Source organism: Alteromonas sp. CH_MED4-4 (genome assembly GCF_037029575.1).
Taxonomy (GTDB): domain Bacteria; phylum Pseudomonadota; class Gammaproteobacteria; order Enterobacterales; family Alteromonadaceae; genus Alteromonas; species Alteromonas macleodii.
The window spans coordinates 112,864-138,215 of record NZ_JAYMEU010000001.1 but is presented as its reverse complement, the minus strand read 5'-3'; the positions used below and the strand labels follow the sequence as shown (position 1 = coordinate 138,215).

At 45.0% G+C, this 25,352-nt stretch carries 24 protein-coding genes; 8 read left to right on the top strand and 16 right to left on the bottom strand.

The features are described 5' to 3' along the window. Positions 1-13: 13 nt before the first annotated feature. From WA381_RS00600 to tyrS, 4 genes are all read right to left on the bottom strand, one after another. Positions 14-682 carry a hypothetical protein gene (locus tag WA381_RS00600; protein WP_231506558.1) on the bottom strand — a complete coding sequence of 223 codons (669 nt, stop codon included), beginning with the start codon at positions 680-682 and terminating at the stop codon, positions 14-16. Further along, positions 679-1,206, bottom strand: coding sequence for an RNA polymerase sigma factor (locus WA381_RS00595; RefSeq protein WP_156086860.1), 528 nt, complete (start codon positions 1,204-1,206; stop codon positions 679-681). The genes WA381_RS00600 and WA381_RS00595 overlap by 4 nt, the downstream gene beginning before the upstream one ends. A gap of 70 nt (positions 1,207-1,276) precedes the next feature. After that, positions 1,277-1,984 (bottom strand): hypothetical protein, encoded by a 708-nt coding sequence (locus WA381_RS00590; protein ID WP_156086861.1) that lies wholly within the window; start codon positions 1,982-1,984, stop codon positions 1,277-1,279. Between the two features lie 370 nt (positions 1,985-2,354). Further along, positions 2,355-3,554: a tyrosine--tRNA ligase gene (gene tyrS, locus WA381_RS00585; protein WP_069944833.1), complete on the bottom strand. Its 1,200-nt coding sequence runs from the start codon at positions 3,552-3,554 to the stop codon at positions 2,355-2,357. 316 nt (positions 3,555-3,870) lie between these two features. On the opposite strand from tyrS, the gene WA381_RS00580 reads away from it, so the two are divergent. Continuing rightward, positions 3,871-5,196, top strand: a complete 1,326-nt coding sequence (locus tag WA381_RS00580; protein ID WP_014950560.1) for an OapA family protein — start codon at positions 3,871-3,873, stop codon at positions 5,194-5,196. 10 nt (positions 5,197-5,206) lie between these two features. Continuing rightward, a complete protein-coding gene (locus WA381_RS00575; RefSeq protein WP_156086862.1) occupies positions 5,207-6,409 on the top strand; it encodes an anhydro-N-acetylmuramic acid kinase in 1,203 nt (400 codons plus the stop codon). A gap of 63 nt (positions 6,410-6,472) precedes the next feature. Here WA381_RS00575 and WA381_RS00570 read toward each other — a convergent pair whose 3' ends face one another. Both WA381_RS00570 and fucP read right to left on the bottom strand, forming a co-directional pair. Further along, complete coding sequence (locus WA381_RS00570; RefSeq protein ID WP_039235284.1) at positions 6,473-7,726, bottom strand: SLC13 family permease; 1,254 nt, start codon at positions 7,724-7,726, stop codon at positions 6,473-6,475. A 247-nt stretch (positions 7,727-7,973) separates the two neighbouring features. Next, positions 7,974-9,311 (bottom strand): L-fucose:H+ symporter permease, encoded by a 1,338-nt coding sequence (fucP, locus tag WA381_RS00565; RefSeq protein WP_014950563.1) that lies wholly within the window; start codon positions 9,309-9,311, stop codon positions 7,974-7,976. 499 nt (positions 9,312-9,810) lie between these two features. Here fucP and WA381_RS00560 point away from each other — a divergent pair, with 499 nt between their 5' ends. After that, positions 9,811-11,130: a carbohydrate porin gene (locus WA381_RS00560; RefSeq protein WP_156086863.1), complete on the top strand. Its 1,320-nt coding sequence runs from the start codon at positions 9,811-9,813 to the stop codon at positions 11,128-11,130. Between the two features lie 211 nt (positions 11,131-11,341). Further along, on the top strand, positions 11,342-12,463 hold the full coding sequence (locus WA381_RS00555) for an alkene reductase (protein WP_156086864.1): 1,122 nt from the start codon (positions 11,342-11,344) through the stop codon (positions 12,461-12,463). 100 nt (positions 12,464-12,563) lie between these two features. Here WA381_RS00555 and WA381_RS00550 read toward each other — a convergent pair whose 3' ends face one another. Then, positions 12,564-13,010: an SRPBCC family protein gene (locus WA381_RS00550; protein ID WP_014950566.1), complete on the bottom strand. Its 447-nt coding sequence runs from the start codon at positions 13,008-13,010 to the stop codon at positions 12,564-12,566. A 201-nt stretch (positions 13,011-13,211) separates the two neighbouring features. Then, positions 13,212-15,023 carry a trans-sulfuration enzyme family protein gene (locus tag WA381_RS00545; RefSeq protein ID WP_075176837.1) on the bottom strand — a complete coding sequence of 604 codons (1,812 nt, stop codon included), beginning with the start codon at positions 15,021-15,023 and terminating at the stop codon, positions 13,212-13,214. Positions 15,024-15,178: 155 nt separating this feature from the next. On the opposite strand from WA381_RS00545, the gene WA381_RS00540 reads away from it, so the two are divergent. Continuing rightward, positions 15,179-16,171 carry a D-2-hydroxyacid dehydrogenase gene (locus tag WA381_RS00540; RefSeq protein ID WP_156086865.1) on the top strand — a complete coding sequence of 331 codons (993 nt, stop codon included), beginning with the start codon at positions 15,179-15,181 and terminating at the stop codon, positions 16,169-16,171. Positions 16,172-16,243: 72 nt separating this feature from the next. On the opposite strand, the gene WA381_RS00535 is transcribed toward WA381_RS00540, so the two are convergent. After that, positions 16,244-16,816: a glutathione S-transferase family protein gene (locus WA381_RS00535; protein WP_156086866.1), complete on the bottom strand. Its 573-nt coding sequence runs from the start codon at positions 16,814-16,816 to the stop codon at positions 16,244-16,246. Positions 16,817-17,007: 191 nt separating this feature from the next. Further along, positions 17,008-17,352, bottom strand: a complete 345-nt coding sequence (erpA, locus tag WA381_RS00530) for an iron-sulfur cluster insertion protein ErpA (protein WP_014950570.1) — start codon at positions 17,350-17,352, stop codon at positions 17,008-17,010. Positions 17,353-17,600: 248 nt separating this feature from the next. On the opposite strand from erpA, the gene WA381_RS00525 reads away from it, so the two are divergent. Beyond that, positions 17,601-18,434, top strand: coding sequence for a polyphosphate kinase 2 family protein (locus tag WA381_RS00525; protein WP_014950571.1), 834 nt, complete (start codon positions 17,601-17,603; stop codon positions 18,432-18,434). 48 nt (positions 18,435-18,482) lie between these two features. Here WA381_RS00525 and minE read toward each other — a convergent pair whose 3' ends face one another. The 5 genes from minE to WA381_RS00500 all read right to left on the bottom strand — a co-directional run bounded on the left by minE (position 18,483) and on the right by WA381_RS00500 (position 22,583). Continuing rightward, positions 18,483-18,743: a cell division topological specificity factor MinE gene (minE, locus tag WA381_RS00520; protein WP_014950572.1), complete on the bottom strand. Its 261-nt coding sequence runs from the start codon at positions 18,741-18,743 to the stop codon at positions 18,483-18,485. Further along, positions 18,743-19,552: a septum site-determining protein MinD gene (gene minD, locus WA381_RS00515; protein ID WP_014977272.1), complete on the bottom strand. Its 810-nt coding sequence runs from the start codon at positions 19,550-19,552 to the stop codon at positions 18,743-18,745. Before minD ends, minE begins: the two co-directional genes overlap by 1 nt. A 30-nt stretch (positions 19,553-19,582) precedes the next feature. After that, entirely contained in the window at positions 19,583-20,365 is a 783-nt protein-coding gene (minC, locus tag WA381_RS00510; protein ID WP_075176834.1) for a septum site-determining protein MinC, read from the bottom strand. 352 nt (positions 20,366-20,717) lie between these two features. Further along, positions 20,718-22,091 (bottom strand): class II fumarate hydratase, encoded by a 1,374-nt coding sequence (locus WA381_RS00505; protein WP_075176833.1) that lies wholly within the window; start codon positions 22,089-22,091, stop codon positions 20,718-20,720. Positions 22,092-22,244: 153 nt separating this feature from the next. Then, positions 22,245-22,583, bottom strand: coding sequence for a hypothetical protein (locus WA381_RS00500; protein WP_014980170.1), 339 nt, complete (start codon positions 22,581-22,583; stop codon positions 22,245-22,247). A gap of 190 nt (positions 22,584-22,773) precedes the next feature. On the opposite strand from WA381_RS00500, the gene azu reads away from it, so the two are divergent. Together azu and WA381_RS00490 are read left to right on the top strand one after the other, a co-directional pair. Next, entirely contained in the window at positions 22,774-23,223 is a 450-nt protein-coding gene (gene azu / locus WA381_RS00495; RefSeq protein WP_061095795.1) for an azurin, read from the top strand. Positions 23,224-23,299: 76 nt separating this feature from the next. Continuing rightward, on the top strand, positions 23,300-24,535 hold the full coding sequence (locus tag WA381_RS00490) for a putative manganese transporter (protein WP_156086867.1): 1,236 nt from the start codon (positions 23,300-23,302) through the stop codon (positions 24,533-24,535). A 58-nt stretch (positions 24,536-24,593) separates the two neighbouring features. On the opposite strand, the gene WA381_RS00485 is transcribed toward WA381_RS00490, so the two are convergent. Continuing rightward, the gene (locus WA381_RS00485) at positions 24,594-25,301 is read right to left on the bottom strand and encodes a DUF6776 family protein (protein ID WP_039235602.1); all 708 of its coding nucleotides are present in this window, start codon (positions 25,299-25,301) and stop codon (positions 24,594-24,596) included. Between the last annotated feature and the right edge of the window lie 51 nt (positions 25,302-25,352).

The window sequence follows — 25,352 nt, the reverse complement described above, 5'->3', positions numbered from 1 at the left end:
CTATTAGTTTCAGCTATTTCATATCTTCTATTTTCTTTAGCGCCGACGGCAAGTCGGAGGCTAACTTTTTGTACCGGCGGTATACAATAAAAACGACCACACTGTTTATCAAAAGCTGTGTCCCCCACAGCGTGAAGGCATTAAACATCAGTACATTAAAGACGGCGAGTGCCAGCAATCCACACCACAAAGCTAAGCATCCATAGAGGCTGATTTTCCAGTAATGTAATTGTTGTTTTAATTGGTTTTGTTTAAACGCCAACATTGACTGAACGTCTAACGCCTGGACCTTCCACTGCTTTTGCCTTACCCAATATCCCCATGCCCCGAAAGCGGCGGGAATAGGTGTAAGTACCATGAAAAGCAAAAATTGATACGTGCTAAGTGGCTCGAACAACACCAAAGTTAAACACCACACAGAAACCGCTAGCCCGAGCACCAAATCAACGGCACCTTTTAGTTTAAGTTTAAATCTTGCGCTCTTGGTTTCTTTTATCAGTGCATCTATATCTACTGAAGGGGTTGCATCCTTGTAGGCACTTTGCCACTGAGCGAGTTGCTTATCTAATTCGTTCATTTGCGTGCTGTTCTCGGCCATACTTAATTTTTCTTCGCTCAAGGCTCTTTTATTATCGCTCAGGGCTTTTTTATCTTCGCTCAAGGATTTTTTGTTATCGCTCAAGGCTGTTGCTCCATTATCTGCGTTAGCTGTTGGCGGGCGCGGCTTACTCGCTTAGCGACGGCAGTCTCTTTGATACCTAACATATTAGCTATTTCCAGCTGACTGAAACCTTCTAAAAGCAATGCCAGTACCTGTCTGTACTTTATTTCTAGCTGACGTAAGCCTGTCATGAGATCAATCGCATTCTCTTGTAACGTGGCATCCCGAGATGAGCTGGCGCTGGTTGTATGAGAAGAATCAAACTCGCCGTCACGGGTAAACTCTTGACGCCGCTGCTCTTTAATCACGTGATCAACCGCCTTGTTATGTGCGACTTTAGCAACAAACGTTTTCACACTTGCCTCACCGCGAAAGCCACTACCACTGTCTTTTGAAGCTCCTTCAAAAGCGCGCCAAACCGCCAGTGACATTTCTTGTATCAGCTCATCTTGAAGTGATTTATTAGCCTCAAATGTTGTCGCAATACGCGCCATGAGCGGCGCGTATTCACTAAGCAGTTTTTCTATTTGAATGGTTTCTTTCACTGCATTTCCATTTTTATTATTTTTTAATTCCACGCTTTAAGTGAGCAGTTGAATTACGCTTCCTAGCTGATTAGCGAAATAAGCGCTGGTAAGCAACAAAGCACATACATGAAACAATAGGGCCAAACACTAATCCCGACAATGCGAAAGTATAGGGCGCAAGTGCAACTGTTAAGAAAATCAGGGCACCTATTATCAACATCGGCTTATAAGCGCCCACTACTGTAGCAATACTATTTGTAAAAGATGCTGGGATTGAGCGATGTTTTAAAATAAGCAACATAGGTACAAATAAAAGCAGTAAATTTATTGGTGTTGCCGAGCCCATCATTAGCCCGACCTTCCAAGCGGGTACATCTACTACAACACCATTTGCTAACGCCGCCACTGCATCTGCGCCCATTAACATAGCGCCAATTTGAAATTGGATCCATGCGATCACTGGCCCGATCAAACTCCACAAAGCGACATTTGTCCATGAGCGCAGGGTACCGCCCGACAATCTCAGCTTGTTGTTCTCTGCTAAGTTGGCAATGGCCAACCACATTACGGTAGCCAGAAGCGGACCTACCCATTTCGATATGCCTAAGCCAATTGGCCCTGCTAGCGCTTGAATGAGCCCCGCGGCAAATAAAGTAACAAAAGAAAGCCCCAATAATTTGAAAGGTGCTTTTATAAAAAGCTGCCACCCCTCTTTCAGCCATATGAACGCTTCCTTCGCAGGAAGGCTCTTGTTAGCCTGATGGTATGTTGCACGAGTTGAAGTTACCGTTGTCATGTTTTTATCCTTTGCATTGCGTAAGCGTTAGTATTGAGTTTCACTGTTGTTTCATCCCAGCCTGCTACGCGTTAACTGCTTATCGTACAGTTGGGTTTATTGATTGATTTTTCCCCTATAGACGATAGCGATTGCAAAAACCTGACAAAATTTTTCAAAAAAAGTAAGAAAAATAAAAAACGTTTAGCGACAATCACTTATAAACGTTAAAGCCAATATCCCCACTTTTAAATTTGGCTTAAAGCCAACTTTGTATGAGTAGTTAGGGCCTTCTAAAAAAATAATCGCCCTACTTTCCTCTAGTACTCATATTTCAGGCAAAAAAAAGCCCGCTTAACTAAGCGGGCTTTCAAAAACTATCAGAAAAACATTAGGCTAGCGTAATACGCGCAAACTTGCGTTTACCCACCTGATACACATTTTCACCTTTTTCGGTGATTACTAAGCGGGTGTCTTCCACTTTATCGCCGTTAATTTTAACTGCGCCTTGCTTAATCATGCGCATAGCATCTGAAGTCGAACCTACAAGGTTAGCTTCTTTCAACAAATTACCAATGGCAATACCTTCATCACTTAATGCAATTTCAAGCTCGGGCATGTCGTCAGGAATAGCGTTTTTCTGGAAACGTTGAATAAAGTCCTGATGCGCGCCTTCTGCCGCTGCGTCGTCATGGAAGCGTGCAATAATTTCTTTCGCCAGCATGATTTTAATATCACGTGGGTTTTCACCGTTAGCAACGCGAGTTTTAAGCTCAGCAATCTCTTCTAGCGGTCGGAAGCTTAGGAGGTCATAGTAACGCCACATCAAATCATCAGAGATAGACATCACTTTACCAAACATATCGTTTGGCGCATCTGTAATACCAATGTAGTTGTTCAAAGACTTAGACATCTTCTGAACGCCGTCTAGACCTTCTAGAAGCGGAACCATTACAATAGATTGCTGCTTTTGGCCTTGCTCTTTTTGAAGCTCACGACCCATTAGCAAGTTAAAGCGCTGGTCTGTACCACCTAATTCAACGTCTGACTCTAGCGCAACAGAATCCCAACCTTGCACCAACGGGTACAGGAACTCATGAATAGCAATTGGCTGACCGTTGTTATAACGCTTTTTAAAGTCATCGCGCTCAAGCATACGTGCAACGGTCTGACTTGCAGCGAGTTTGATCATGCCCGCCGCACCAAGGTCGTCCATCCACTCTGAGTTAAAACGTATTTCCGTTTTATCTTCATCAAGGATCTTGAACACCTGTTCTTGATACGTTTTCGCGTTCTCTAATACCTGTTCTTTACTTAAAGGCTTGCGTGTTACATTTTTACCTGTAGGATCGCCAATTAGGCCAGTAAAATCGCCAATAAGAAAAACAACTTTGTGGCCTAGTTGCTGGAATGTACGCAACTTGTTGATCAACACAGTGTGACCAAGATGCAGATCAGGCGCAGTTGGATCAAAACCCGCTTTGATAGTAAGGGTTTTGCCGGATTTTAGTTTTTCAATTAAATCCTCTTCGGGGAGTATTTCATCAACGCCCCGTTTAATCTCAGCTAGCGCTGTTTGCCAATCTTTCATTTGTACGTCACACTCTTAAAAAAACTGTATATTCAATATTGGCGGGCATTTTACGCGTACAACGGAACCATTAAAAGGTTTGCGCGTCAAAAAACGGATTACAAACAGTCATGTTGTTAAACCCAACAGTTTTTAATGTGGGATTAGAGTGCTGAATTATCGTGGACTGTATTCAGTAATCTCAAGAAATAGTCTTCATGATAAGAGCTATTGGGTGTAACAATTTGCGCTAACAATATAATGAGAAAAGTTGCATTTTTAAGCAACGTATGTGAAATAGTGTTGTGCACATAACATTTCTCAGGTGGGCAGTAGTATGAGAAAGAAATTAGACGCTTCTAAAGCGCTAAATTTATTTAAAAAATTACCGAAACAGCACAGAACTGGGTTAGCAGTAGCTAGCTTATTTCTGGGTGGGCTTATTCTTTTTCCAAGTGAACCAGTAGAAGCCAGTCGCCATCAAGAAGCACACATTCTGGATGCGGGTGTCCGCTATCCGGTGGAGCTTCATATTGCGCCGTCAACCAATGTATTTTCTGGTGAAGAAGAATCTTCATGGCAGACGTACAAGGTGCGCAGTGGCGATACATTAGCAAAGCTATTTAAGCGTGCTGGCTTCACTTCGCGTGACGTATATAACGTAACGCAGGCAGGAGAGCTAACAAAAACGCTGGTTACTTTATTGCCCGGCGATGAACTATCGTTTAAAGCGAATAAAGACGGCAGCTTCGGCGAGCTAAAGTACAAATTGTCTTCGACTGAAACCCTGTTTGTACGTCCAGAATCGTCGGATGAGAACAGCGCCTTAACCGCTGAGCTTGAAAAGCGAGATGTAGACATTCGCTACAACTTCGCCCAAGGTGAAATTCACTCAAGCTTTTGGAACGCCGCCAGTGATGCAGGCTTAACCAGCAACCAAATTATGAATTTGGCGGGTATTTTCGGCTGGGATATCGACTTCGCCATTGAGATCCGTTCTGGCGATACGTTCAACGTAGTATTCGAAGAGCAATACATCGACGGTGAATTTGTCGGTTACGGCGACATCGTTGCAGCGGAGTTTACCAACCAAGGCGAGCATTTTAGCGCTATTCTTCACGAAGATGGCACATACTACACGCCTGAAGGGCGCAGTATGCGTAAGAGCTTCCTGCGTGCGCCAGTGAATTTTAGATATGTAAGTTCTAACTTCACAAAAGCTCGCTTCCACCCCGTGCAAAAGCGTTGGAAAGCGCACCGCGGTACAGATTATGTTGCTGCGGTTGGTACGCCAATTATGGCTGCGGGTGACGGTAAGGTAATTAAAGCCGGATACGATAAATATAACGGTCACCATGTTTTCATTCAGCATGGCGAGAAATACACAACCAAATATCTTCACTTTAAAAAGCGTGCAGTGAAAGTGGGAGATACGGTTAAGCAAGGCCAAACCGTGGGCTATTTAGGTAGTTCAGGTATGGTTACTGGCGCCCATCTTCACTATGAGTTTTTAGTGGATGGTGTTCACCGAAACCCACGAACGGTAGAACTACCGAAGGCGCTTCCTATTGCTAAGGAAGAGAAAGAAAGGTTTATGGAAATTGCCGCAATACGCCAAGAGCAGCTAGATAATAACAAGCGCATTATGCTTGCAATGAAATAGCGACGACTAAATGGCAAAATATATTGGCCTGATGTCAGGTACTAGCATGGACGGCGTCGACGCCGTCCTGTGCGACATCTCGCAAACGTCTTGCACCACCCTCGCCGCCCATTCAATTCCTTATTCTGCCGAATTACTTACTGCACTCAATGCACTTTGTAGTGAAGGTCCTGATGAACTTAACAGTTTGGCCATCGCTGATAGACTGGTTGCTGAAACCTTTGCAAAGGTCACCTTAGCGCTGCTTGAGAAAAACAACCTACATCCTTCGGATATTACGGCTATTGGCTCGCACGGCCAAACCATACGTCATCATCCGAATTCCGATGTATTGTCAGCACACTTTGCAGAATCATCCATACGCGGCTTCACCTGTCAGATAGGCGATCCTAATACCATCGCTGTTCTTACCGGCATTGATGTTATTGCCGACTTTAGGCGCAAAGATATAGCCCTTGGTGGTCAGGGTGCTCCCTTAGTGCCCGCTTTTCACAATGCAGTATTTGCCAGTGATGAAAAACACCGGGTACTCGTTAACATTGGCGGTATAGCAAACGTTTCACTGCTTGCGCCAAAACAAGATGCTTCGCCACCTAAAGGGTTTGATACCGGACCCGGTAACACCTTGATGGATCAGTGGATAAGTCTTCATTTAAATAAAAGCTTTGATAAAGACGGAGCATGGGCTGCGTCAGGGCATTGTCACTCAGGCCTGTTAAACAGGCTCTTATTGGATGATTACTTCGCTTTGCCTGCGCCTAAAAGTACTGGTAGAGAGTATTTCAATATCAATTGGTTAAGTAATGCGCTTGCCGATTACTTCCCTTCTAGTGCAGAGCTGCAAAGCGAAGAAAAGAACAATAATTTAGCCCCTAAAGACGTGCAGGCTACCCTACTTTCGCTAACAGGTAGCACTATCGCTCAGGAAATTGTGAAGCATTTTCCTAAAACAAATAAAGAAGGCGCAAAAAGCGAAGTTATAGTGTGTGGCGGTGGCGCTTTCAATAAAGCATTAATGCATAACTTGAGCAATGCGTTAACCGATTATGTAGTAACAGACAGCCATGCTCTGGACATCCATCCACAGCACGTTGAAGGCGCAGCATTTGCGTGGTTTGCACATGCGTATATGAATGATATTCCAGGCAATGTTCCTGCAGTCACAGGGGCTTCGAAAGCCACGGTACTCGGAGCGTTATATAAAAAAGCGTAAGGGCGACAGGCTATCGCCCTCAAACGCTTTATTGGTTCTGTTTATAAAAGCAACGTCGCCACCTTAACTTGCCGTAACAAACAAATTCGCCATTACCAATACCAGCGCGTAACCCACGCTATACGCTGCAAGAAGAAGCAACACGAACTTGCCGTATTTGGCGAACGTCAGGCCCTTAACCTTACTCATGGTAACAATACCTGCTGATGAGCCAATAATAAGTAACGAGCCCCCAACGCCTACTGCATACGTGAACGCCATCCACTCAGCTGTCGACATGGCAATGTCCGCTTTTAACAACGCAGCAGTTAATGGCACATTATCTATCATGGAAGACAACACCCCCATCACAAAGTTGGCTCCTGTTGAAGGCATTACGCTATATACATGTAAAAGTGCGCCCAATGCGTCAATGTGATCGAGCATTCCGACAAGCAGCAACACCCCAAGGAAAAACAGAAGCGTGTCGAATTCTATTAGGCGAATATAGTCCAAGATAGGATCATCATATTTTTCTTCTCCCATAAAGGTTGCCACTAAAAACATAACCGCCATACCCGCTAAAAACGAAAGCATAGGTGGAATAGCAAAAAGCACATTGGCAATTAACGTCAGTACAATAGTGGACAGGAATATTCCCGCAATTACGTAATCAACCGGCCTAAGTTCATGGCGTGTTTTTTTTATTTTAACCTCCCCCTTCATACCTATACTCAACAGTAACGCTAGAAATAGTACTGCTGTGAGTGAAGGAATAATAAGTAAGAGCAGCTGAGTTATAGTGACCTTATCATCCAAGAAAATCATAAGAGTGGTGACATCCCCGGTTATTAGCGACACGCCCCCAGAGTTCACCGCAAATACCACTAGCACGGCAAATCGCATGGTTTGGTTAAAGGGCAAACCCAAGGATAAAACCATGGCAATAGACACCAAGGTCGCTGTGATGTTGTCAGCTAGCGAGGAGAAGCAAAAACTAAAAATAGCGGTAAAGAATATGAGTTTTTTGAGGGTTATTTTTTGCGGCATGATAATGTTTAACATGTTTTCAATCATGCCTTTGCGGTTAAGGTAAGCAACGAAAGTCATTGCCGCTACAAGGAATAACCAGAGGGTGGATATTTCGCTTATGTTTTCTATGAGGTGTTCATTGAGCTCTGCTAGGTGAGGGCCCCTATTCGCATCTATGAAAAGAAGGATCCATGCGAATGTTCCGAAAAATAATGTGGTTTTGGCCTTATTCACGTGAAGCACTTCTTCAAATACCACACCCAATAATGCCATTACCGCTATGCCAATGAGCACATAGTCCAGCATACGTTTTACTCCCAAATTGTCAGGGGTGAATTATACGATTGCTGTTCATGCTTTAGCAGGTGTTCTGCGCTATACAAGGGGAAAAATCAGTTATATTCAACATGCACTAAACTGATGAAAATACGGTGAAAAAATGCTGTTAACTAATTGAGTGCATTCCTCAAAAAAGTGGAATACATAACGTATTCAATATACAAAAAAGGCCAGTGATAGAATCACTGGCCCCGTACACGTTTCTGAAGAAATACTATTTAGCTATTCCCATTTCCATCTTTTTAAGGGCATCTGCGTCTATATCGGACTGAGGCTTAGCGCTGCTCTTTTTAGCGCGCATATCGAAGTAGCCGTAGCCACCTACAAGCAAGAAGCAAATAGCTGGAACAATATATGATACAACAACACCTGCGCTATCAATAATGGCGGCTTGGAAGAGCGGCATAATGGCACCGCCGAGAATCGCCATCACAAGACCTGCTGCGCCTAGCTTGGTGTCTTCCCCCAGACCTTCAAGCGCAATGCCGTAAATCGTTGGAAACATGAGTGACAAACAGGCAGAGATAGATACCAATGCGATTACGCCTGCTAAATTAGGAGACTGTGTCATGAAGATACATAGCGCCATGGCAATCAGTGACATGATCATTAGCAGTCTAGCTGGATAGAGGTACTGCATAACCCACGTCATCACGAAGCGAGAAATTAGAAATACAATCATGCTGTATTGTAAAATTTCACCACCACTCACTTCGTTGCCACCTGTCGCTTTCATTGCATATTGGATGGTGAAGGTCCACACGCACGTTTGTGCTCCGACATTAAAAAACTGAGCCAAAACGCCAAAACGATAATGCTTGTTGGCTACTAACCGCTTAAGCGAAGCGCCCAACTTAACGTCTTCCACACTAGACTCAACCGATTCTTGAATTGGCGCTTTGATCAGGAAGATTGCAACCCAAACCAAAACGAGTACACATGCCATACCTACATAAGGAAGCATTACCGCATCAAGCTCAGCCCCTATCACGTTTTTAAGCTCGCTTACCGACATGGCGGCACGCTCTTGTGCAGATGCCTGATTCAGGTTTGGTAATATAAGCGTTGCAGCCAAAAACACACCTAAATTAGTACCAACGGGATTAAATGCTTGAGCTAGATTTAAACGGCGTGTCGCACTTTTTTGATTTCCCATCGCCATGACGTAAGGGTTCGCCGACGTTTCCAGAATGGATAATCCACCAGCCAATACAAAAAGTGCAGCAAGGAAAAAACCGTAAGTCATGGTTTGACTGGCTGGATAAAACAGAAATGCCCCCGCGGCCGCGCAGCCCAGTCCGGTCAATACACCTGTTTTATAAGAAAAGCGCTTGTTGATAAAAGCAGCAGGAATGGCTAAGCAAAAATACGCGCCATAATAGGCAAATTGAACCAATGCCGATTGCAAAGACGACATGGTAAATATTTTACTAAATACCTTTACCAAAGGGTCTGTCATGTTCGCAGCCACACCCCATGCAGCAAAGCAAATCGTTAACAATACAAAGGGAATCAATGTGTCTTTGGAAACCAAAGGGGCGTTGTTTTTCATAAGAACGGCCTTTCGCTTGTAAAAAATTAGTTAACCAATTTAAGCATTGCTCTTTACCCCTGTCAATAAATCAATTTGATTTACTTATTTCAAATTGCGTTAAAAATTAGACTTTATATGTAGACGACCGTTAACAGAAAATGCGTGACTGTTATTAAACGGATGAAACGTCCTTTGAAAATTTCTTAATAGACAATAACATAACCAAGATAGAAAGCCTCACTGAGCGCTTTCTATTCACCTTGAAATATTGCCATCGCATCTCCCCACTATTAACGAAAAACACACAAATGTAGCAAAAGAAATAAATAAACAAGGTTGATTTAATAACAAAGGTTAGTTAGATTTCGTTCAAAATAAGCATATGTTAACGCGTTGTAACGTTAGCTAACTCTGATTTATCTTGCGTCAACAAGGAGTTAGCAACAAATGCGTAGATGTCATCAGTCACACGCTTATAACAAGCTGCGGTTGATAAACATTTTTAATTGAGAGAATAATGATGAAAACACCTACAGTTACCCGTCGCTTTTCTGGATGTAAGACAGGCTTGCAAACAGCGCTCCTCGCAAGCACCGCCATTGTTGCCGCCACTGCGTCAGCATCACAAAGTAAGTTTCAAGACGCGTTTGACTTTCAAGCAAGTTATACGGGTGAGTCAGCCACCAATATTGACGGTGGTGAACGCAGAGGCAGTGCCTATGCTGGTCAGCTCTTTGTAGGTGGGGAATTAGATTTAAATACGCTAGCGGGCTGGAAAGACACCAAAATTCATATTGCCATGACAAACCGACACGGCAAAAACTTAGCCGAGCACTACATTGGTAACAGTACGTCCGTACAAGAAATCTTTGGCGGCCAAAATACCCGTCTTGCACGGTTTACGATTTCTTCCTCGTTTTTAGATGGCGATTTAGAACTGGAAGGTGGCCGCACAGTAGCGAATATCAGCTTTTTAGGCTCTGAACTTTGTCAGTACTTTCAAACCAATGCTGCTTGTGGGAACCCAACCTTTGTATTTAGAACCAGTAACTTTACTTGGTGGCCGGTTTCAAGTTGGGGTGGCCATGCGAAATACTGGCTTTCGCCAAAAACATACTTTCATACCGGCGTCTATGAAGATAACACCAGTCATCAAGACTTAGGCGATCACGGCTTCGATTGGGCGACTAATGAGGCTACAGGTGTTGTTGTGCCCTTCACTCTGGGCTATCAAACTACGTGGGACAATGACGAACTTCCAAGACGCTACGAAATTGGCGGTTGGTACGATGGCGCAGACTACACCGACCCAGTCTTTGATGAGGAGGGCAACTATGCGGCGCAGTCAGGCAATGATTACGCTGTTAGAAACGGTCGCTCGGGTATATTCGCACGTTTTGAACAAACTGTTACTCGTCCTAACCCACTAACGAAAGAAGGGTTAACACTATTCGGTGCAGTGCTAACCGGTACATCGGGCGGCCTGATTGAAGACTACTATATAAAAGCGGGCTTCGTATTACGAGGCACACTGGCCTCACGCCCTGACGATACCATTGGCTTCGTATTTACCCGCCAACAGTACAGTGACGAAGCGTTGGAAGACCAGCGTATATTAAGAAGCATAAACGGCGGGGTTGGTACACCAGCAAGCAGCCAAACTATGTTAGAGCTAAGTTATGGTTATCAACTCAACGACCACGTAAGAATTCAGCCGAACGTTCATTACATTATCAACCCCGACCAATTCGCACAGCGCGACAGAGTCATAGCACTTGATGATGCGATTGTTCTGGGCCTAAGGTTCGACGTAAACCTAGCGGCTTTGATACTTTAAATCTCCCTGCAATACACTTTACAGCGCCTTCGGGCGCTTTTTTTCAAACCGATGCCATTCCCTGCCGTTGTGTTTAATTAGTTTCAAGGACAACTTTCCACAAATCCAACTTCTCGCTATCTCTGTATTCACTACTATCTTATAGCGTTTTGAGCACCAATACGCTTAGCGCTTCAACATCAATCTATTCTACGTTGAATAAGGAATAAGAATGACAGACTCAGTACTTTTTAGCTCGTTTGATTGGGCAGAGAATACATTGCAAAACCGCATGGTATTAGCCCCTATGACGAGAGGTAGAGCTGGCGCCGACCGCATACCCAATAAAATTATGGGCGATCACTATGTACAACGCGCAGATGCAGGGCTCATTATTACTGAAGCAACGGCCATTTCAGAAGAAGGCATAGGCTGGGTTGATACCCCTGGAATTTATACCGACAAAATGGTCGAGGGCTGGCGCTCGGTGGTCAATAGAGTGCACGAGGCAGGGGGAAAAATCGTTTTGCAGCTCTGGCATACTGGACGCGCATCACACAGCGATTTCCACAATGGAAATTTGCCCCTGTCTGCATCAGCAATAAAAATTGAAGGGGACGAAATTCACACGCCTAAAGGCAAGAAGCCCTACGAAGTGCCGAAGGCGATGACCTTTGACGATATAAAACGCACAGTGCAAGACTACAAAAAAGCGGCCGTTAACGCCAAGGCAGCCGGATTCGACGGTGTGGAAGTTCATGCTGCAAATGGCTATCTCATCAATCAATTTTTGGATAGCCGCAGCAATCAGCGCGCCGATAATTATGGTGGTAGTGTCGATAACCGCTACCGCTTTTTGGCCGAGGTGATGGACGCAGTGTTGAGCGTGTGGGATAAAGAGCACGTTGGCGTGAGATTATCGCCAAACGGTGTATTTAACGATATGGGGGCCGATGATTTTCGTGAAACCTTTACCTTTGTTGCCCAACAGCTAAACAAATTGGAGATAGGTTATTTACACGTAATGGATGGCTTGGCCTTTGGCTTCCATGAACGAGGCGAAGCCATGACCCTTGCTGAATTTAGAGCACTATTCGACGGTATGATCATTGGAAACTGTGGCTACACCAAAGAAGAAGCCGAGAAACGTTTATCTGATGGCGATGGTGACATGATTGCGTTTGGAAGACCTTGGATCACGAATCCAGATCTTCCGACACGATTTAAGCATAATTACCCTCTCGAGTCCTTTGACGATCCATCGTCGTGGTACGGAGGTGGTGTTGAAGGCTACAACGATTTTGAAACCTACCGCGAGAAGAGTGGGAAGGACGCGATGACTTCGCTGACCTGATTGTCTTTGGGCAGAGCCTAGCGCTCTGCCCTTTTCAAAAGCGTTATTTGAAATAACACGATGCGTAATGCTAACGCGTTCTCACTATTTAAATATGGCCTTAGTTAAACGACTTTTTCTTAGCGGCTAATACGGCAAGTTTTTCTAGGCACGACATCCACGCGTAGTTGTGCTGATCGCACTCTTGCTTATTGAGAAAGCCTTGCTGAATGAGCACCAACCTTACATTCCCCTCTTCAGTCTTTTCGAAGTGAATGTCCACTGATGTCATCACCGACTCTTCCATATCATCTTCCCACGCCCAAGAGAACGACAGCTGCTCGTTCGCTAAAATAGTCACGTACTCACCAGTCAATGACATTTCAATACCGCTGGGATCCATCATCTTTATGCGATAGCGACCGCCTTCCTTGAAATCACTCATGATTTGTGTGACCGAACAATCGCCCGGCGCAAACCACTCACTAAGATATTCAGGCTCGTGAAATGCTGCAAAAACAAAGGGCAATGATGCATCTAGCGTTACATCAATTTTAAACTCGTGCATAAGGCTGCCTTAGATATTCTTTGACGTTAAAGATCTGTGTCTATCTTACCTTATAACAAAAGTTAGGCGCTCTAGCGTCATTTACCTTTGCTATAAATAAAAAAATCCCGAGCCCGCGTAAGGAAAGGCCCGGGAGAAGGAGAACATCCTCAATATTTTTTATCGACAGCTCAAAGCAACTTCTTGAGCTAAAAAATGAACCTACGCACCTTTCATCAGTGAATCCATACTGGCCTTGCTGCCAAAGTGCTGTGAACTTACTCTTTCACTTACCGACAAATACAGATTGTCGATGTCAGCATTTGCCATAAACTTTTCACAAAATCCTGGAACATGAGGCTCGATAAAATGTTTGGCGGCTAGCATAAAGTGGGCAATGAGCTGTTTAACGTTGTCGGTACCCATGGCGATACGCATAGTGGTCAGTTCTATCCCTGCTTTCTTCTGCTCGTCTGAGCTGAGCTCAGAGTGAGAGGTCAGCGCCGGGCATAAAATTATCGTATTATTCTGGCCAATACTCACTTGGTGGCTGAATGCAGGCTCTAGGGCATCGAAGAACCGCACAAATACATCGCGAGGAAGGTTTGCCGGCGCCATATCAACCGTGAATAAAGTACACGGCCAGCCGTGTGTATGCTGCTTTTCACGCAAACCGGCATTACTGTGTTCAGGCAGTGCGTGACAGTTAACGCGAATTTGATCGTGGGCATTCAAAAATGCAGTAAACACTTGCGTATTGATGACCTTGGTCATCATGCGCTGCTCTAAGGTCTTCATGCCGTTTAATACATCAAAGGCCTTTTCAGAATCTAAGAACGCACCTTTGATGTAGTACACATCCCAAAACATGGTCTGTGACCAATCAACACCATTTGCTGAACTGCCTTTTGGCTGGAACATGCGGTGCCCTTCGCCAATAACTACGCCTGCTGTGGTAGCACCGCTACCACACAAATCTTTAGTGTAGCTGTGGATCACATAGTCAGGTCGTGCAGCTTTGTTTTTATGCTGAAGTGGCTGGTGCAGTACAGGTGTCGCAAGGGTGGAGTCCAACATTACCAACGCATCTTGTGCATGCGCTAATTCACAGATCCCAGGCACATCCAATACGTAACCATGTGGGTTACAAGGCGACTCTAAATACACGTGCATTTTCGCACCATTGTTCAAGCGCGACGCATGTTCAGTTTTAGTTTGCTGCATGAACTCTGCAAAGCTCTGTGCGTCATAACCGTCAAACCACGCAATCTGTATGTCCATTCGGTTGCTGCGGGCGAAATAATCATGAAGTAGCTGGTACACTCCGCCGTACACGTTCCTCGAAACAATCAGTACATCGCCATGACTAAGAACATTTGATAAACACGCATCAATGGCAGCCATGCCCGAGTTGAAGTTCCAGGCTAGATATTCGGCAGCGTAAGGACCCGCTTCCATATCCACAATGGCGTTAGCAAGGGAAATATTCGTTGGGTTTAACAGACGTGAATAAATTTGGTGAGTAAATTCTTTGCCTTGAAACGCGTCGTCGACCCATTCAGTACAGGCATACACATAAGTCGCTGTTCTTACCACCACGGGTGTTGCAGAAAAAAGTGCCGTGACATTGTCGAACAGTGGATAGTGCCCTTGCGAGCCATTGCCACTCGACAAACTTTGGTACGTGGCACGAAATGGGTTTTGCAACGTATCCAGTATCTTCGCAATTTGAAAAGACAGAAACTTTTTAGCGTTGAAATAAGCCAGTCTGTCTTCTTTATCAAGTCCTTGTAGCGTATTACTCGTAATATCCCATAGCTGCATAACGCTTGCTTGAGCACCATATAAGTGATGAGCGGTGTTGGCGAGTGCCCTACCGTAGTCGCTCTCAGCATTTATACCGAAATGAGATAATTGTTCCTCAACTAAAGCCTGCGTTGTTTCGGCTTGGGTCGTGTTACGCTTAGGTGAAAGCACCTTAGCGTGCGTTACATCAACATCTGTTGAGTTTTGGAATTTGTTTTCTGACTGCATAGCGATTCCGTTGCAAATTGACTTCAGGTGCATGTACATGACACCAACACTGTTTACAAAAATGTAAAACTTAAATCACATTTTTAGAACAACTGGCATTACGATTGTGCAGTCAGACAGAGGAAAGAAAAGTTTACTTTAGGAGTGTTAAGCAAATGACAGCAAGGAGTTCAAAGAGGATTGAACTGACTATTTTGAGCGATGAGGCGAATGATATTGCCGAAGCGATTCGCCAAAGAATAGCAGATAATAACGACTTCATAGGCGCTGATGGCCACCCGCTTTTAACGCTTAAACAAATTGCTCAATGCCCTGAAGATGTAAATTCAGAAGCCGTTACGGTACTGCTTGCAGACCCCGACCTTGCGTCTCGAATTATTGATACATGTTCAGCACTCACCTGGTGTCAGTCTACCTGGGCAGGCAATGCTCCCCTTCTAAATGCCGATAAGAAGAACTACATACTTACCGGACTAAAGGGAATTTTCGGTAAACTCATGAGAGAGTATGTTTTTGCTTACTTGCTTGGGCATGCCAGAAACGTAAAGGCTTTTGAGCAAAACCAGCGTGCCGCTCAGCCAATATGGGAAGCATCAAAGCGAATGCCGCTAAATGGTCAAACGCTTGGCATTGCTGGACTGGGCAGTATTGGGCAAGCATTAATCCCCGTTGCTCACGCATTGGGTATGAGCGTTGTGGGTTTAACCCGAAGCGGGCATGCAGTGGAAGGTGCCTATGCTGTTTATACACCCGACACTATCGAAGCGTTTGCCAGAGCATGTGACCACGTGGTGAATTTAATGCCCGACACGCCATCTACGCAAAACATGCTTTCTCACGAATTTTTTAGTGCGCTGAAACCCCACAGTGTATTTATTAACGCAGGGCGAGGCAGTGCGGTTGACGACGATGCGCTCTTGCAAGCTTTAGACAACCGCGCATTGGCCCATGCAGTATTGGACGTCTTTCGTAACGAGCCTCTCAACCCCGCTCATTCGTTTTGGCAGCACCCTCGTATTTCAGTAACCGCTCACACTGCAGCAGAATCACAGCCAAGCGACGTAGCCGACGTGTTTTTAGAGAATGCGCTGCGTTACATCAACGGTGAATCGCTTAATTATCAGTTTGATTTTGCAAAGGGCTATTAGTGTTTAAATAGCCCTTCTCGTCATCCATTCAAGGCTAAAATACAGCCTGTCTGTAGCTGGTTACGCTGACGCTTAAATTCTAGGGTCAGTTGCCGTTATCTCAATGCGATCATGGTGCTTTTCATGAAACGATAACAGCTGAGGATAATCCTTCATGCTGTGTAGCTCACGGAAAAGTACCCAGTCAATCATGCTGTACAAACAGATTTCGGGATAAGTCCAACCACTAAATCCACCCGCATCAAGCTGGTTTGACAGCGCATCTAACACAGCTTCAATTCGCTCTTTTTGAAGACGGTAATACATTTTGTCTTCGCTAATATCAAAGTCTGAACGTTTCAGCAGCATAAGCTGAACAAAGGAGTCGTTAGCTGCATCAATCAGGGTTAGTTGATTCTCTTCTTCCCAACTTAACCCTTCGTGATCAAGCTTATCGGCAAGGTAGTTATAAATAATGCGAGAGTCGAAAATCATTTGGCCGTCATCTTCAAGACAAGGCACTTTAAGCGTAGGGTTGCGAGAGGCGAGCAACTCGCGATCTTCACCTGAAAAAATTTGAAGATTAAGAAATTCATGTTCTGTAGACGCAAGTACGATGCGAATGCGGCGCACGTAGGGAGAAGTGGTGGAGCCATATAATTTCATAAACGCTGTCCTAAACCGTAGTCGTTCTATGAAATCAGTGTAGCCGGAATTTGAAAATAAAAGGAAGTGTTAAGAACAAGACAACCGACAGGCATACAAAATGATGCGATGTATGCCTATCGTATTAACATCAAGCGCTCAAAGCTGAACGTTCAACGCTTAAAAAGCGTAGTAGTGTATAGCTTAAGCCCTTAAACGCTAAAGCTTGCACCACAGCCACAAGTCGTCGTGGCATTTGGGTTTTGAACTAAAAACCGTGAACCTTCCAGACCATCTACATAATCGACAATGCCACCGACCAAGTATTGTAAGCTCATCGGGTCGACAACCATAGTTACGCTGTCTTTTTCAATGGTCATATCGCCTTCGTTCACCTTCTCATCGAACGTGAAACCATATTGGAAGCCAGAACAACCACCACCTGTTACGTAAACACGTAATTTCAAATCAGGATTTTCTTCTTCTGAAACAAGGGCTTTCACTTTCGCTGCTGCAGCGTCTGAAAACTCAATTGGCAACGCCGTTTCTACAGACATACCCACCTCTACATTAACCTCGTGCTTTCGCACTTTGTGCTTGGTCACAATTATCTAATACTTGCGGATAGTTAGCAATTATTGGGGCAAAACTTAACGATTCAAGTTACTGCACATTAACGGCATTTCTGTTAAGTGACACGTTGAGATAGAAAAGTTAAGTAAACTAGTTAACACTAACAGATAGAAAATAGCAGTGTGGTCAACGTATCTAAAATATTGACGATACACGAATAAAGGGGCGGCATATGAGTACAACCGACAACTCCCAATTACCTTCTTCTACCCCAGTGCTGTTTGACGATTTCGGACAGTCTCGCTTTACGAGCAAAGAAGAATACAAAGACGCGTTAGTGAAACAGCAAGAAAAACTCTTTCACGTTCAGCAATCTTACTTTCATCAGAAAAAACGAGCACTTATTGTGTTTGAAGGATGGGATGCGTCAGGAAAAGGCGGCGCTATAAGGCGTATTACTGAGAAATTAGACCCTCGTGGCGTGAGTGTATTTCCTGTGGCAAAGCCCGCAAAAGAAGACCAAGACAAACACTTTCTCTATCGCTTTTGGCAACACATCCCCTCCCCTGGCACACTTAAAATATTTGACCGCTCACATTACGGAAGAGTGCTTGTAGAAAGAGTAGATAAGTTGGTTGATGAAGAGGTATGGCAGCGCGGTTATGAAGAAATAAACGCATTTGAGAAAACGCTCAGTGACAGCGGGGTTCGTATTATCAAACTCTTTATGCATATTTCGTCAAGCGAGCAGCGCGAGCGATTTGAAGAGCGGCTGCACAATCCTTTCAAGCGCTGGAAGTTAACCGAAGAAGACTTGCATAACCGCAAGATGCGAAACGCCTACGTAGAAGCTACAAATGACATGTTCAAGCACACCCACACGCGTTATGCGCCATGGCATGTAATTAACGGCGAGTTTAAGTGGCAAGCAAGGGTTAACGTACTTGACGCCGTTATCGACAAACTCAGTGAAGGCGTAGATATCTCTCCGCCTCCACTTGATGAGCGTTTAATCGCGCTAGCCTCCAAACAACTAGATGTCGATGAAGATCTAATGAGCGGCTAAGGTGAAAGAACGCTGGCAGGCAGCCATAACTAATTAAGCGATTAAGCCTTAGTTATTGCTGTCTGGCAAAGTCACGTTCAATTCAAGTACGCTGCAATCATCGTTATTGTCTAGCTGTACTGATACTTGATCGTCAGCAATCGTCACGTATTTGCGAATTACCTGAATAATTTCCTGCTGCATCATTGGCAAGTAATCAGGCTCTGTCCGCTTTTTACGTTCGTGCGCAACAATGATTTGTAACCGCTCTTTGGCGACCGCTGCGGTGCTTGGCTTTTGCTTCTTTTTGAGCAGGTCGAAAATTCCCATTACTTCCCTCCTAGCAGACGCTTAAAGAACCCTTTCTTCTCTGCTTCTAGGAAACGATGTGGAACAGTTTCGCCTAGCAGACGTTTTACAGCGTCAGCATAAGCTTGTCCTGCATTAGCTTCTTCGTCAAGAATAACCGGCTGACCTTGGTTAGATGCTTTCAGCACCGATTCAGATTCTGGAATAACACCCAATAGTGGAATCGCCAAAATTTCTTCAACGTCTGCAACACTTAGCATTTCAGCACTTTCAACACGACTTGGGTTGTATCGGGTTAATAAAAGGTGTTCTTTAACCGGTTCGCCCTTTTCTGCGCGCATCGATTTACTTTGAAGAATACCCAAAATACGATCTGAATCACGTACAGACGATACTTCAGGGTTAGTAACCACAATGGCTTCATCAGCGAAATACAACGCCATCTGTGCGCCTTGCTCAATCCCCGCTGGCGAATCACAGATAATAAACTCAAAGTCTTTCTTAAGCTCATCTAATACGGCCTGCACACCATCAACGGTAAGCGCGTCTTTATCGCGAGTTTGTGATGCCGGAAGAATGAAAAGGTTTTCCGTTCTTTTGTCTTTAATTAGTGCCTGTTTAAGTGAGGCCTCTTTATTAATGACGTTTACAAAATCGTAAACAACGCGGCGTTCACATCCCATGATAAGGTCAAGGTTTCGCAAGCCCACATCGAAGTCGATCACTACCGTTTTATGGCCTGCTAACGCAAGTCCCGTACTTATTGCTGCACTCGATGTAGTTTTGCCTACACCACCTTTTCCTGAGGTTACTACGATAATCTTTGCCATCTATTCTTTCCTATTAGTGCGTACAAAGCATTAAGCCAACGGCTCTATACGTAATGTTTCGTCTTCTAAATATACTTGTGCAGGTTTCTTCCAACATTCACCTTTCACGGTTTCGTGCATAATGAATTGCCCCGCAATTGAAATAAGTTCCGCGTCTAACGACTGGCAAAATACACGGGCTCCCGTATTGCCTTTAACGCCTGCCAACGCGCGGCCGCGCAGGGTGCCGTAAACATGAATATTACCATCGGCAAGCAGCTCAGCCCCCTCGCTTACAGAAGCCGTTACCACCAAGTCCCCGCCTTCGGCATAGACTTGCTGACCAGAACGTACCGGACGGTTAATTACTTTGGCAGGTTTGAGCGTGGTTGCGGCTGCAGGAGCCGGTTCACTTTTTGGCGGCGCTGAAACGGTTTGATCTTGTTGTGCGGTTTGAGACGGGTTTTCGCCGCTACCATTATTGTTTTCACTTCCGCTCGCTTTGTTCGAACGAAGTGCGCTGTCTGTAAATTTGCTTTGGCTTACATCGGCTAACCCCAAATCATTGATGGTAGGCTTCAGCTCTGCCACCTCACCTTTCACGGCCATGGGCTGCAATTGCAGTCGACGACATAGCGCCACCAGCAGCTCGAACTCTGTAGCAGATAAAGGCTTTATCAAATGTAAAATCAGTGAGGAACGGGTAAAGAACTGCGGCGCGCTCGCGACCTTCTGAGATAACTGAGCTTCAAAATTATCTGGCTCAAAATCTATTACTTCTAACACAATACTGGTGAGCGTAGTGCCCTTCATGCGAAAGCAAGTTTCTGTCATTTTTTCTTCCCGAAAAGGCGTCACTTTCCTCATAGCAATTAGCCATGACAATAAGCAAAACCTATTAGCGCTAGTGTCTGTTGCTGTCTTACGCAGCTATACAATTTATTTATTGTGTCACTGTATCAAAAATCCCGTTCGCATACAGCAACTGTATACCGGTTAAAACACGTTTTACCCTGATAATAACCCTAGAACAAGCCAAGAACGTGCCAATCGTTGAGCAGTTTTTAATCAAGCGTGGATCATGCGAGTTTTTAGTGCGTCCTGTTTGTATACAAACATCTCTTTCACCACAAAAAAAGTGCGATCGTAGATCGCACTTTTTATCATCTTCGTTCTCTCACAGCGCTTAAGGTGTGGTAAGTTTTTTCGGGTCTAGTAGTGATTCTAACTCGCCTCTGGGGATATCTGTCATCGCTTCAGCCACATCAATAACAGGCTTGTTTTCTTTGTAGGCTGTTTTTGCTATTTCTGCGGCTTTAGCATAGCCAATAACAGGGTTGAGCGCGGTGACGAGCACGGGGTTTCTGTAAAGCGCAGCTTCAATGTTATCTTGATTTACAGTAAAGCCCTCGATCGCCTGCTCGCCGATTAGCGTCGCACTGTTGGTCATTAGCGACAGACTTGAAAGCAAATTGCTGGCAATCATTGGTAGCATTACATTTAACTCAAAATTCCCAGACTGCCCACCTACGGTAATCGCCGTATCGTTACCTATTACCTGTGCTGAAGCCATCGCCACTGCTTCCGGAATAACCGGGTTTACCTTGCCGGGCATAATCGATGAACCTGGCTGTAGCGCAGGCAGCGCAATCTCACCTAAACCAGCCAAAGGCCCAGAATTCATCCAGCGCAAGTCATTAGCAATTTTCATAAGGGTGACGGCTAAACTTTTTGTCGCACCGGAAAGCGTCACTGCTGTGTCTTGAGAGCCAATCAATGCAAAGAAATTGTCAGCGGGCTTAAACGCAATGTCGGTCAGCTCCCCTAGCGCATCTGAAAATGTCGTAGCAAAATCCGCATGGGCGTTTACACCTGTTCCCACGGCAGTGCCTCCTTGGGCAAGGGTTTGAATAGCTGGCTGCACAGCGCGCAGGGTTTTAATCTGCTGCTTAAGCTGAGAAGCCCAAGCCAGTAAGCTTTGATCCATGCCTACAGGCATCGCATCCATGAGATGAGTGCGTCCGGTTTTGCAGTATTGCGCTACCGACTTTGCTTTAACTTCAATAGTACGAACTAAACTTTCAACGGCTGGTATAAGCTCGTTTGACAATGCAATAGCCGCGCTAACATGAATGGTGGTAGGGATCACATCATTTGAACTTTGCCCGTAATTTACATGATCATTCGGATGAACCTCTTCGCTGGAATAACGAGAGGCTAAGCGAGCAATGACCTCGTTGGCGTTCATGTTTGTGCTGGTGCCTGAACCAGTCTGAAATATATCAACGGGAAAATGCTGCATCACATCATCAAGTGCCAACAGCTCATCACAGGCTTTAACTATCGCTTGGCCGCGATCTTTATCCAGCACTTTGAGTTTCATGTTGGCTTGTGCTGCGGCTTTTTTTACTGTAATCAACGCGCGTACGAAGGCTTCGGGCATGCGCTGCCCGCTTACAGGGAAGTTTTGAATGGCACGCTGAGTTTGCGCGCCGTAGAGTGCATTTTCGGGGACCTGTAGCTCGCCCATACTGTCGCGTTCTGTGCGTGTTGCTGTCATGACTCGTATCCTTGTGTTGATATAGCTAGTTTTTCGGCGTGGTTGCCACGCTTTTATCAGAATCCTATTAGGGCTAGTAGCATTAGAAAACTAGGTCCTAGTAAGTGAATTATAAAAAATGGTGCACTAGCGCTTGCAGACCTTTGCTGTACATCAAAGATCAACAGGCTCTCTGGTGTTCATGTCTATTTTTATTCTCGCAAGCGCAATTCGATCACTCTCGTTACACGCGTAGCGCTCAGCTTTAAGCAACGGCTTGTATAAATGCTCTAAACAACTATGCCGCCATTGCTGACTGACCTGCGGATCGCACAAGGTTTCATAAAGCACCTCAACCGCATTTTTATAGATAGAAAATTTGTCTCTATCACTTGGCAATAAGTTGGCAACGAAAGTTACGCCATCTAGATAGTTTCTTAAAAGCGTTGAGTTCAGCTCATTGTCGTTGTATCCAAATCGAACGTGTTGAACTGCATTTCGTATCGAAGACATGTGCATCCCTTGTGCGTGAAAAAACAAAAAAGCTCGATGTACATAAAAGCGCTTTCTTTATATACCACTCAATATAAATGATAATCGTTAGCATTTACAATGATCCAGTGCTATTCTTTTTCGTAAAGAAAATTGGATCTTCCAATTCCACCGATAGGTGAAGTTAACCAAAATTCAAAGGACATTATTTATGATCAAGAAGTTACTTTGTGGCACAGCCCTTTTTCTTATGGCCTCTGGTGCATTTGCTAACGAATGCGAAGTGACTGTGGAATCAAACGACGCCATGCAATTCAATACGTCGAACGTTGTTATCCCGGCGAGTTGTAGCGAGTTTACCGTGACTTTGAAGCACACAGGTCAGTTACCTAAACAAGCCATGGGCCATAACTGGGTGATGACAACAAAAGCCAACGGACAAGCAGTGGCAACAGACGGTATGAGTGCGGGTTTAGACAACAATTACGTTAAGCCAGACGATGAGCGTGTAATTGGCGCGACTGACATTATTGGCGGCGGTGAACAGACTTCTACGACCTTTTCTGTTGAAGGGTTAAGCAAAGATGAAGAATATATGTTTTTCTGCTCGTTCCCTGGTCACATCGGCATCATGAAAGGCACAGTTACGCTTTCGAGCTAAGGCGTTGCGAAAACTAGGCGTGCTTGACTCGGCACGCCTTAAACATGGATAACAGTAGGTCGAGGGTGTAGTTGTAATGGATACGGCGTCTCACACATCAAAAAGCGCTAAGGCGGTGGTCCGGTATAAGCACTTACCTTCTTTTACTAGCGCCCTATTAAGAAACGTTTTTTTTCCTCACTTAACCAATAAGCGGCTGTTGATGCCGCTGTTTATAGCCATTCTTCTTACTTATAACAGCACCCGTGCGATTACCTTATCGGTGTTGTCAGATGCATTTTTTCAAGTGGCAGCGTTTGTATATGCATCGCTTGCGCTTTATTACGTCGCCACGTTACGCGTTTCGGCCGAAGCCATTGGTAATTATATGAAAGCGCACCCTGTACATGAGGTAGGATTATCTGCCCTACTTGGTGCTCTGCCAGGCTGCGGCGGTGCTATTATCGTTGTCACTCAGTACACGCGAGGTGTGACAAGCTTTGGAGCTGTGGTAGCAGTGCTAACCAGCACTATGGGCGATGCCGCATTTCTGTTACTCGCCCAAGCACCGTTAGATGCCTTAACCGTAATGGCCGTCAGCGTCACGGTGGGTGCAATGACGGGGCTAGTGGTCAATAAATTTCATAATTACCAGGCTCCTGAAGCCGATGGTGCGCTCCAACAATCGCAAAACTGTGATAAACCCAAAACAGTAAGCCACAAAGCCATATCACTTTCTAAAGTATTCTGGATGATTGCGAGCTTACCCTCGTTGGCGATTGCGCTTGGTTTGGCCTTTCAACTTCCCGTACACAGTTACCTTGCTATCAGTGAAAGTACGCTAACGCTGATTGGTGCCGCGTTATGTATTTCGAGCCTTGGACTATGGTCTTTGTGTGGTTCGGGAAGCGGATACGCTTCGATTACGAAAGAGGATTTAATTCCGCCTCCGCCTAAATGGCAAGAGAAAGCCGCACTAGACACACAGTTTGTATTGGCATGGGTAGTACTCGCTTTTCTTATGTTCGAGCTGTCTGTTGTCTGGTTTGGGCTAGACATTGCAGGGCTGCTTCAATCCATGGGTCCCGGCTTAGTTGGCCTGGCGATCATCATCGGGTTCTTACCTGGCTGCGGCCCACAGATATTGGTAACCAGCTTATATCTTAATGGCGCAGTTCCGTTTTCAGCACAACTTGGCAATGCAATAAGTAATGACGGCGACGCGTTGTTTCCCGCCATTGCGCTCTCACCCAAAGCAGCGCTTATTGCCACGGTGTACTCTGCTATTCCTGCGTTTCTTGTGGGTTATGGCTACTGGTATTTGTTTGAATAAAGCTTTCGATGCGTTGAAAAGTTGAATTAACGGCTAGGCTAGCGCTGCCCAACAGCGATTACTCTATTTCGACCGAAAGCGCTTCATTCCACGGCACGCTTATCTCATAGTTGCCTTTACGGGTTTTGTATTGATAGACCGTTGTAGAAAAACTAATGGATTCGGGATTTATATCTTCCTCGATAGTGAGAGTTACGTTAACGGCTTGGAAAAAGCGAAAGCGGTATTTGATATCTTCTGCCAGCAGGCTCGATTCGCCCGATTTCAGCGTGATCGCTTCACCGTTTCGCTGACCGACTACGGCAATATCTAAACTGCCATTTATTACTGCTTTTTGCTGTTTAGACTGCAGCAGAACCAACCTAAGTTGATAGGTATTGTCACTTAACTTAAAAACTTCTACCCCTTCAATGGCAAAACCTTCGTCGGTTTTCTCAGGCGCCACGACGCGTTCATAGAAACTCAGCAACTCTTGTTGCGCCTCAAGTTCTTTTTTCTGTTCGCCTAATGTATTGGTAATACTCTCCGTCTCGAGCGTGGCAAGCTCCATGGCGACTTCCAGCTGATTCACTTTGGTAGTAAGCGCATGGTTTTCTTCAGACAAAATAGCAATAGTTTCTTGCTGAGCCTGTACTTTCTTGCTGTCGCCTTCGTCAATAATTCGCGCTAGCTTATAGCCGAACCCAACCATGGCAAACATAATAAGCGCCACTAACAGTGTCCACTTGTAGTTGCCTAAAACTTCTTTTAACTGATCTGTCGTCATGATATCTACATCAACAAAAAACACCGTGCGCTAAGGCGCTCTAAACATTAT

Coding starts and splice junctions, on each gene's coding strand:
- WA381_RS00540 (WP_156086865.1), top strand. CDS start 15,179: ATGACAGCAAGGAGTTCAAAGAGGATTGAACTGACTATTTTGAGCGAT.
- WA381_RS00555 (WP_156086864.1), top strand. CDS start 11,342: ATGACAGACTCAGTACTTTTTAGCTCGTTTGATTGGGCAGAGAATACA.
- WA381_RS00560 (WP_156086863.1), top strand. CDS start 9,811: ATGATGAAAACACCTACAGTTACCCGTCGCTTTTCTGGATGTAAGACA.
- WA381_RS00550 (WP_014950566.1), bottom strand. CDS start 13,010: ATGCACGAGTTTAAAATTGATGTAACGCTAGATGCATCATTGCCCTTT.
- minC (WP_075176834.1), bottom strand. CDS start 20,365: ATGACAGAAACTTGCTTTCGCATGAAGGGCACTACGCTCACCAGTATT.
- WA381_RS00485 (WP_039235602.1), bottom strand. CDS start 25,301: ATGACGACAGATCAGTTAAAAGAAGTTTTAGGCAACTACAAGTGGACA.
- WA381_RS00580 (WP_014950560.1), top strand. CDS start 3,871: ATGAGAAAGAAATTAGACGCTTCTAAAGCGCTAAATTTATTTAAAAAA.
- WA381_RS00525 (WP_014950571.1), top strand. CDS start 17,601: ATGAGTACAACCGACAACTCCCAATTACCTTCTTCTACCCCAGTGCTG.
- WA381_RS00545 (WP_075176837.1), bottom strand. CDS start 15,023: ATGCAGTCAGAAAACAAATTCCAAAACTCAACAGATGTTGATGTAACG.
- minD (WP_014977272.1), bottom strand. CDS start 19,552: ATGGCAAAGATTATCGTAGTAACCTCAGGAAAAGGTGGTGTAGGCAAA.
- azu (WP_061095795.1), top strand. CDS start 22,774: ATGATCAAGAAGTTACTTTGTGGCACAGCCCTTTTTCTTATGGCCTCT.
- WA381_RS00590 (WP_156086861.1), bottom strand. CDS start 1,984: ATGACAACGGTAACTTCAACTCGTGCAACATACCATCAGGCTAACAAG.
- WA381_RS00570 (WP_039235284.1), bottom strand. CDS start 7,726: ATGCTGGACTATGTGCTCATTGGCATAGCGGTAATGGCATTATTGGGT.
- erpA (WP_014950570.1), bottom strand. CDS start 17,352: ATGTCTGTAGAAACGGCGTTGCCAATTGAGTTTTCAGACGCTGCAGCA.
- WA381_RS00500 (WP_014980170.1), bottom strand. CDS start 22,583: ATGTCTTCGATACGAAATGCAGTTCAACACGTTCGATTTGGATACAAC.
- tyrS (WP_069944833.1), bottom strand. CDS start 3,554: ATGAAAGATTGGCAAACAGCGCTAGCTGAGATTAAACGGGGCGTTGAT.
- WA381_RS00575 (WP_156086862.1), top strand. CDS start 5,207: ATGGCAAAATATATTGGCCTGATGTCAGGTACTAGCATGGACGGCGTC.
- fucP (WP_014950563.1), bottom strand. CDS start 9,311: ATGAAAAACAACGCCCCTTTGGTTTCCAAAGACACATTGATTCCCTTT.
- WA381_RS00490 (WP_156086867.1), top strand. CDS start 23,300: ATGGATACGGCGTCTCACACATCAAAAAGCGCTAAGGCGGTGGTCCGG.
- WA381_RS00535 (WP_156086866.1), bottom strand. CDS start 16,816: ATGAAATTATATGGCTCCACCACTTCTCCCTACGTGCGCCGCATTCGC.
- WA381_RS00505 (WP_075176833.1), bottom strand. CDS start 22,091: ATGACAGCAACACGCACAGAACGCGACAGTATGGGCGAGCTACAGGTC.
- minE (WP_014950572.1), bottom strand. CDS start 18,743: ATGGGAATTTTCGACCTGCTCAAAAAGAAGCAAAAGCCAAGCACCGCA.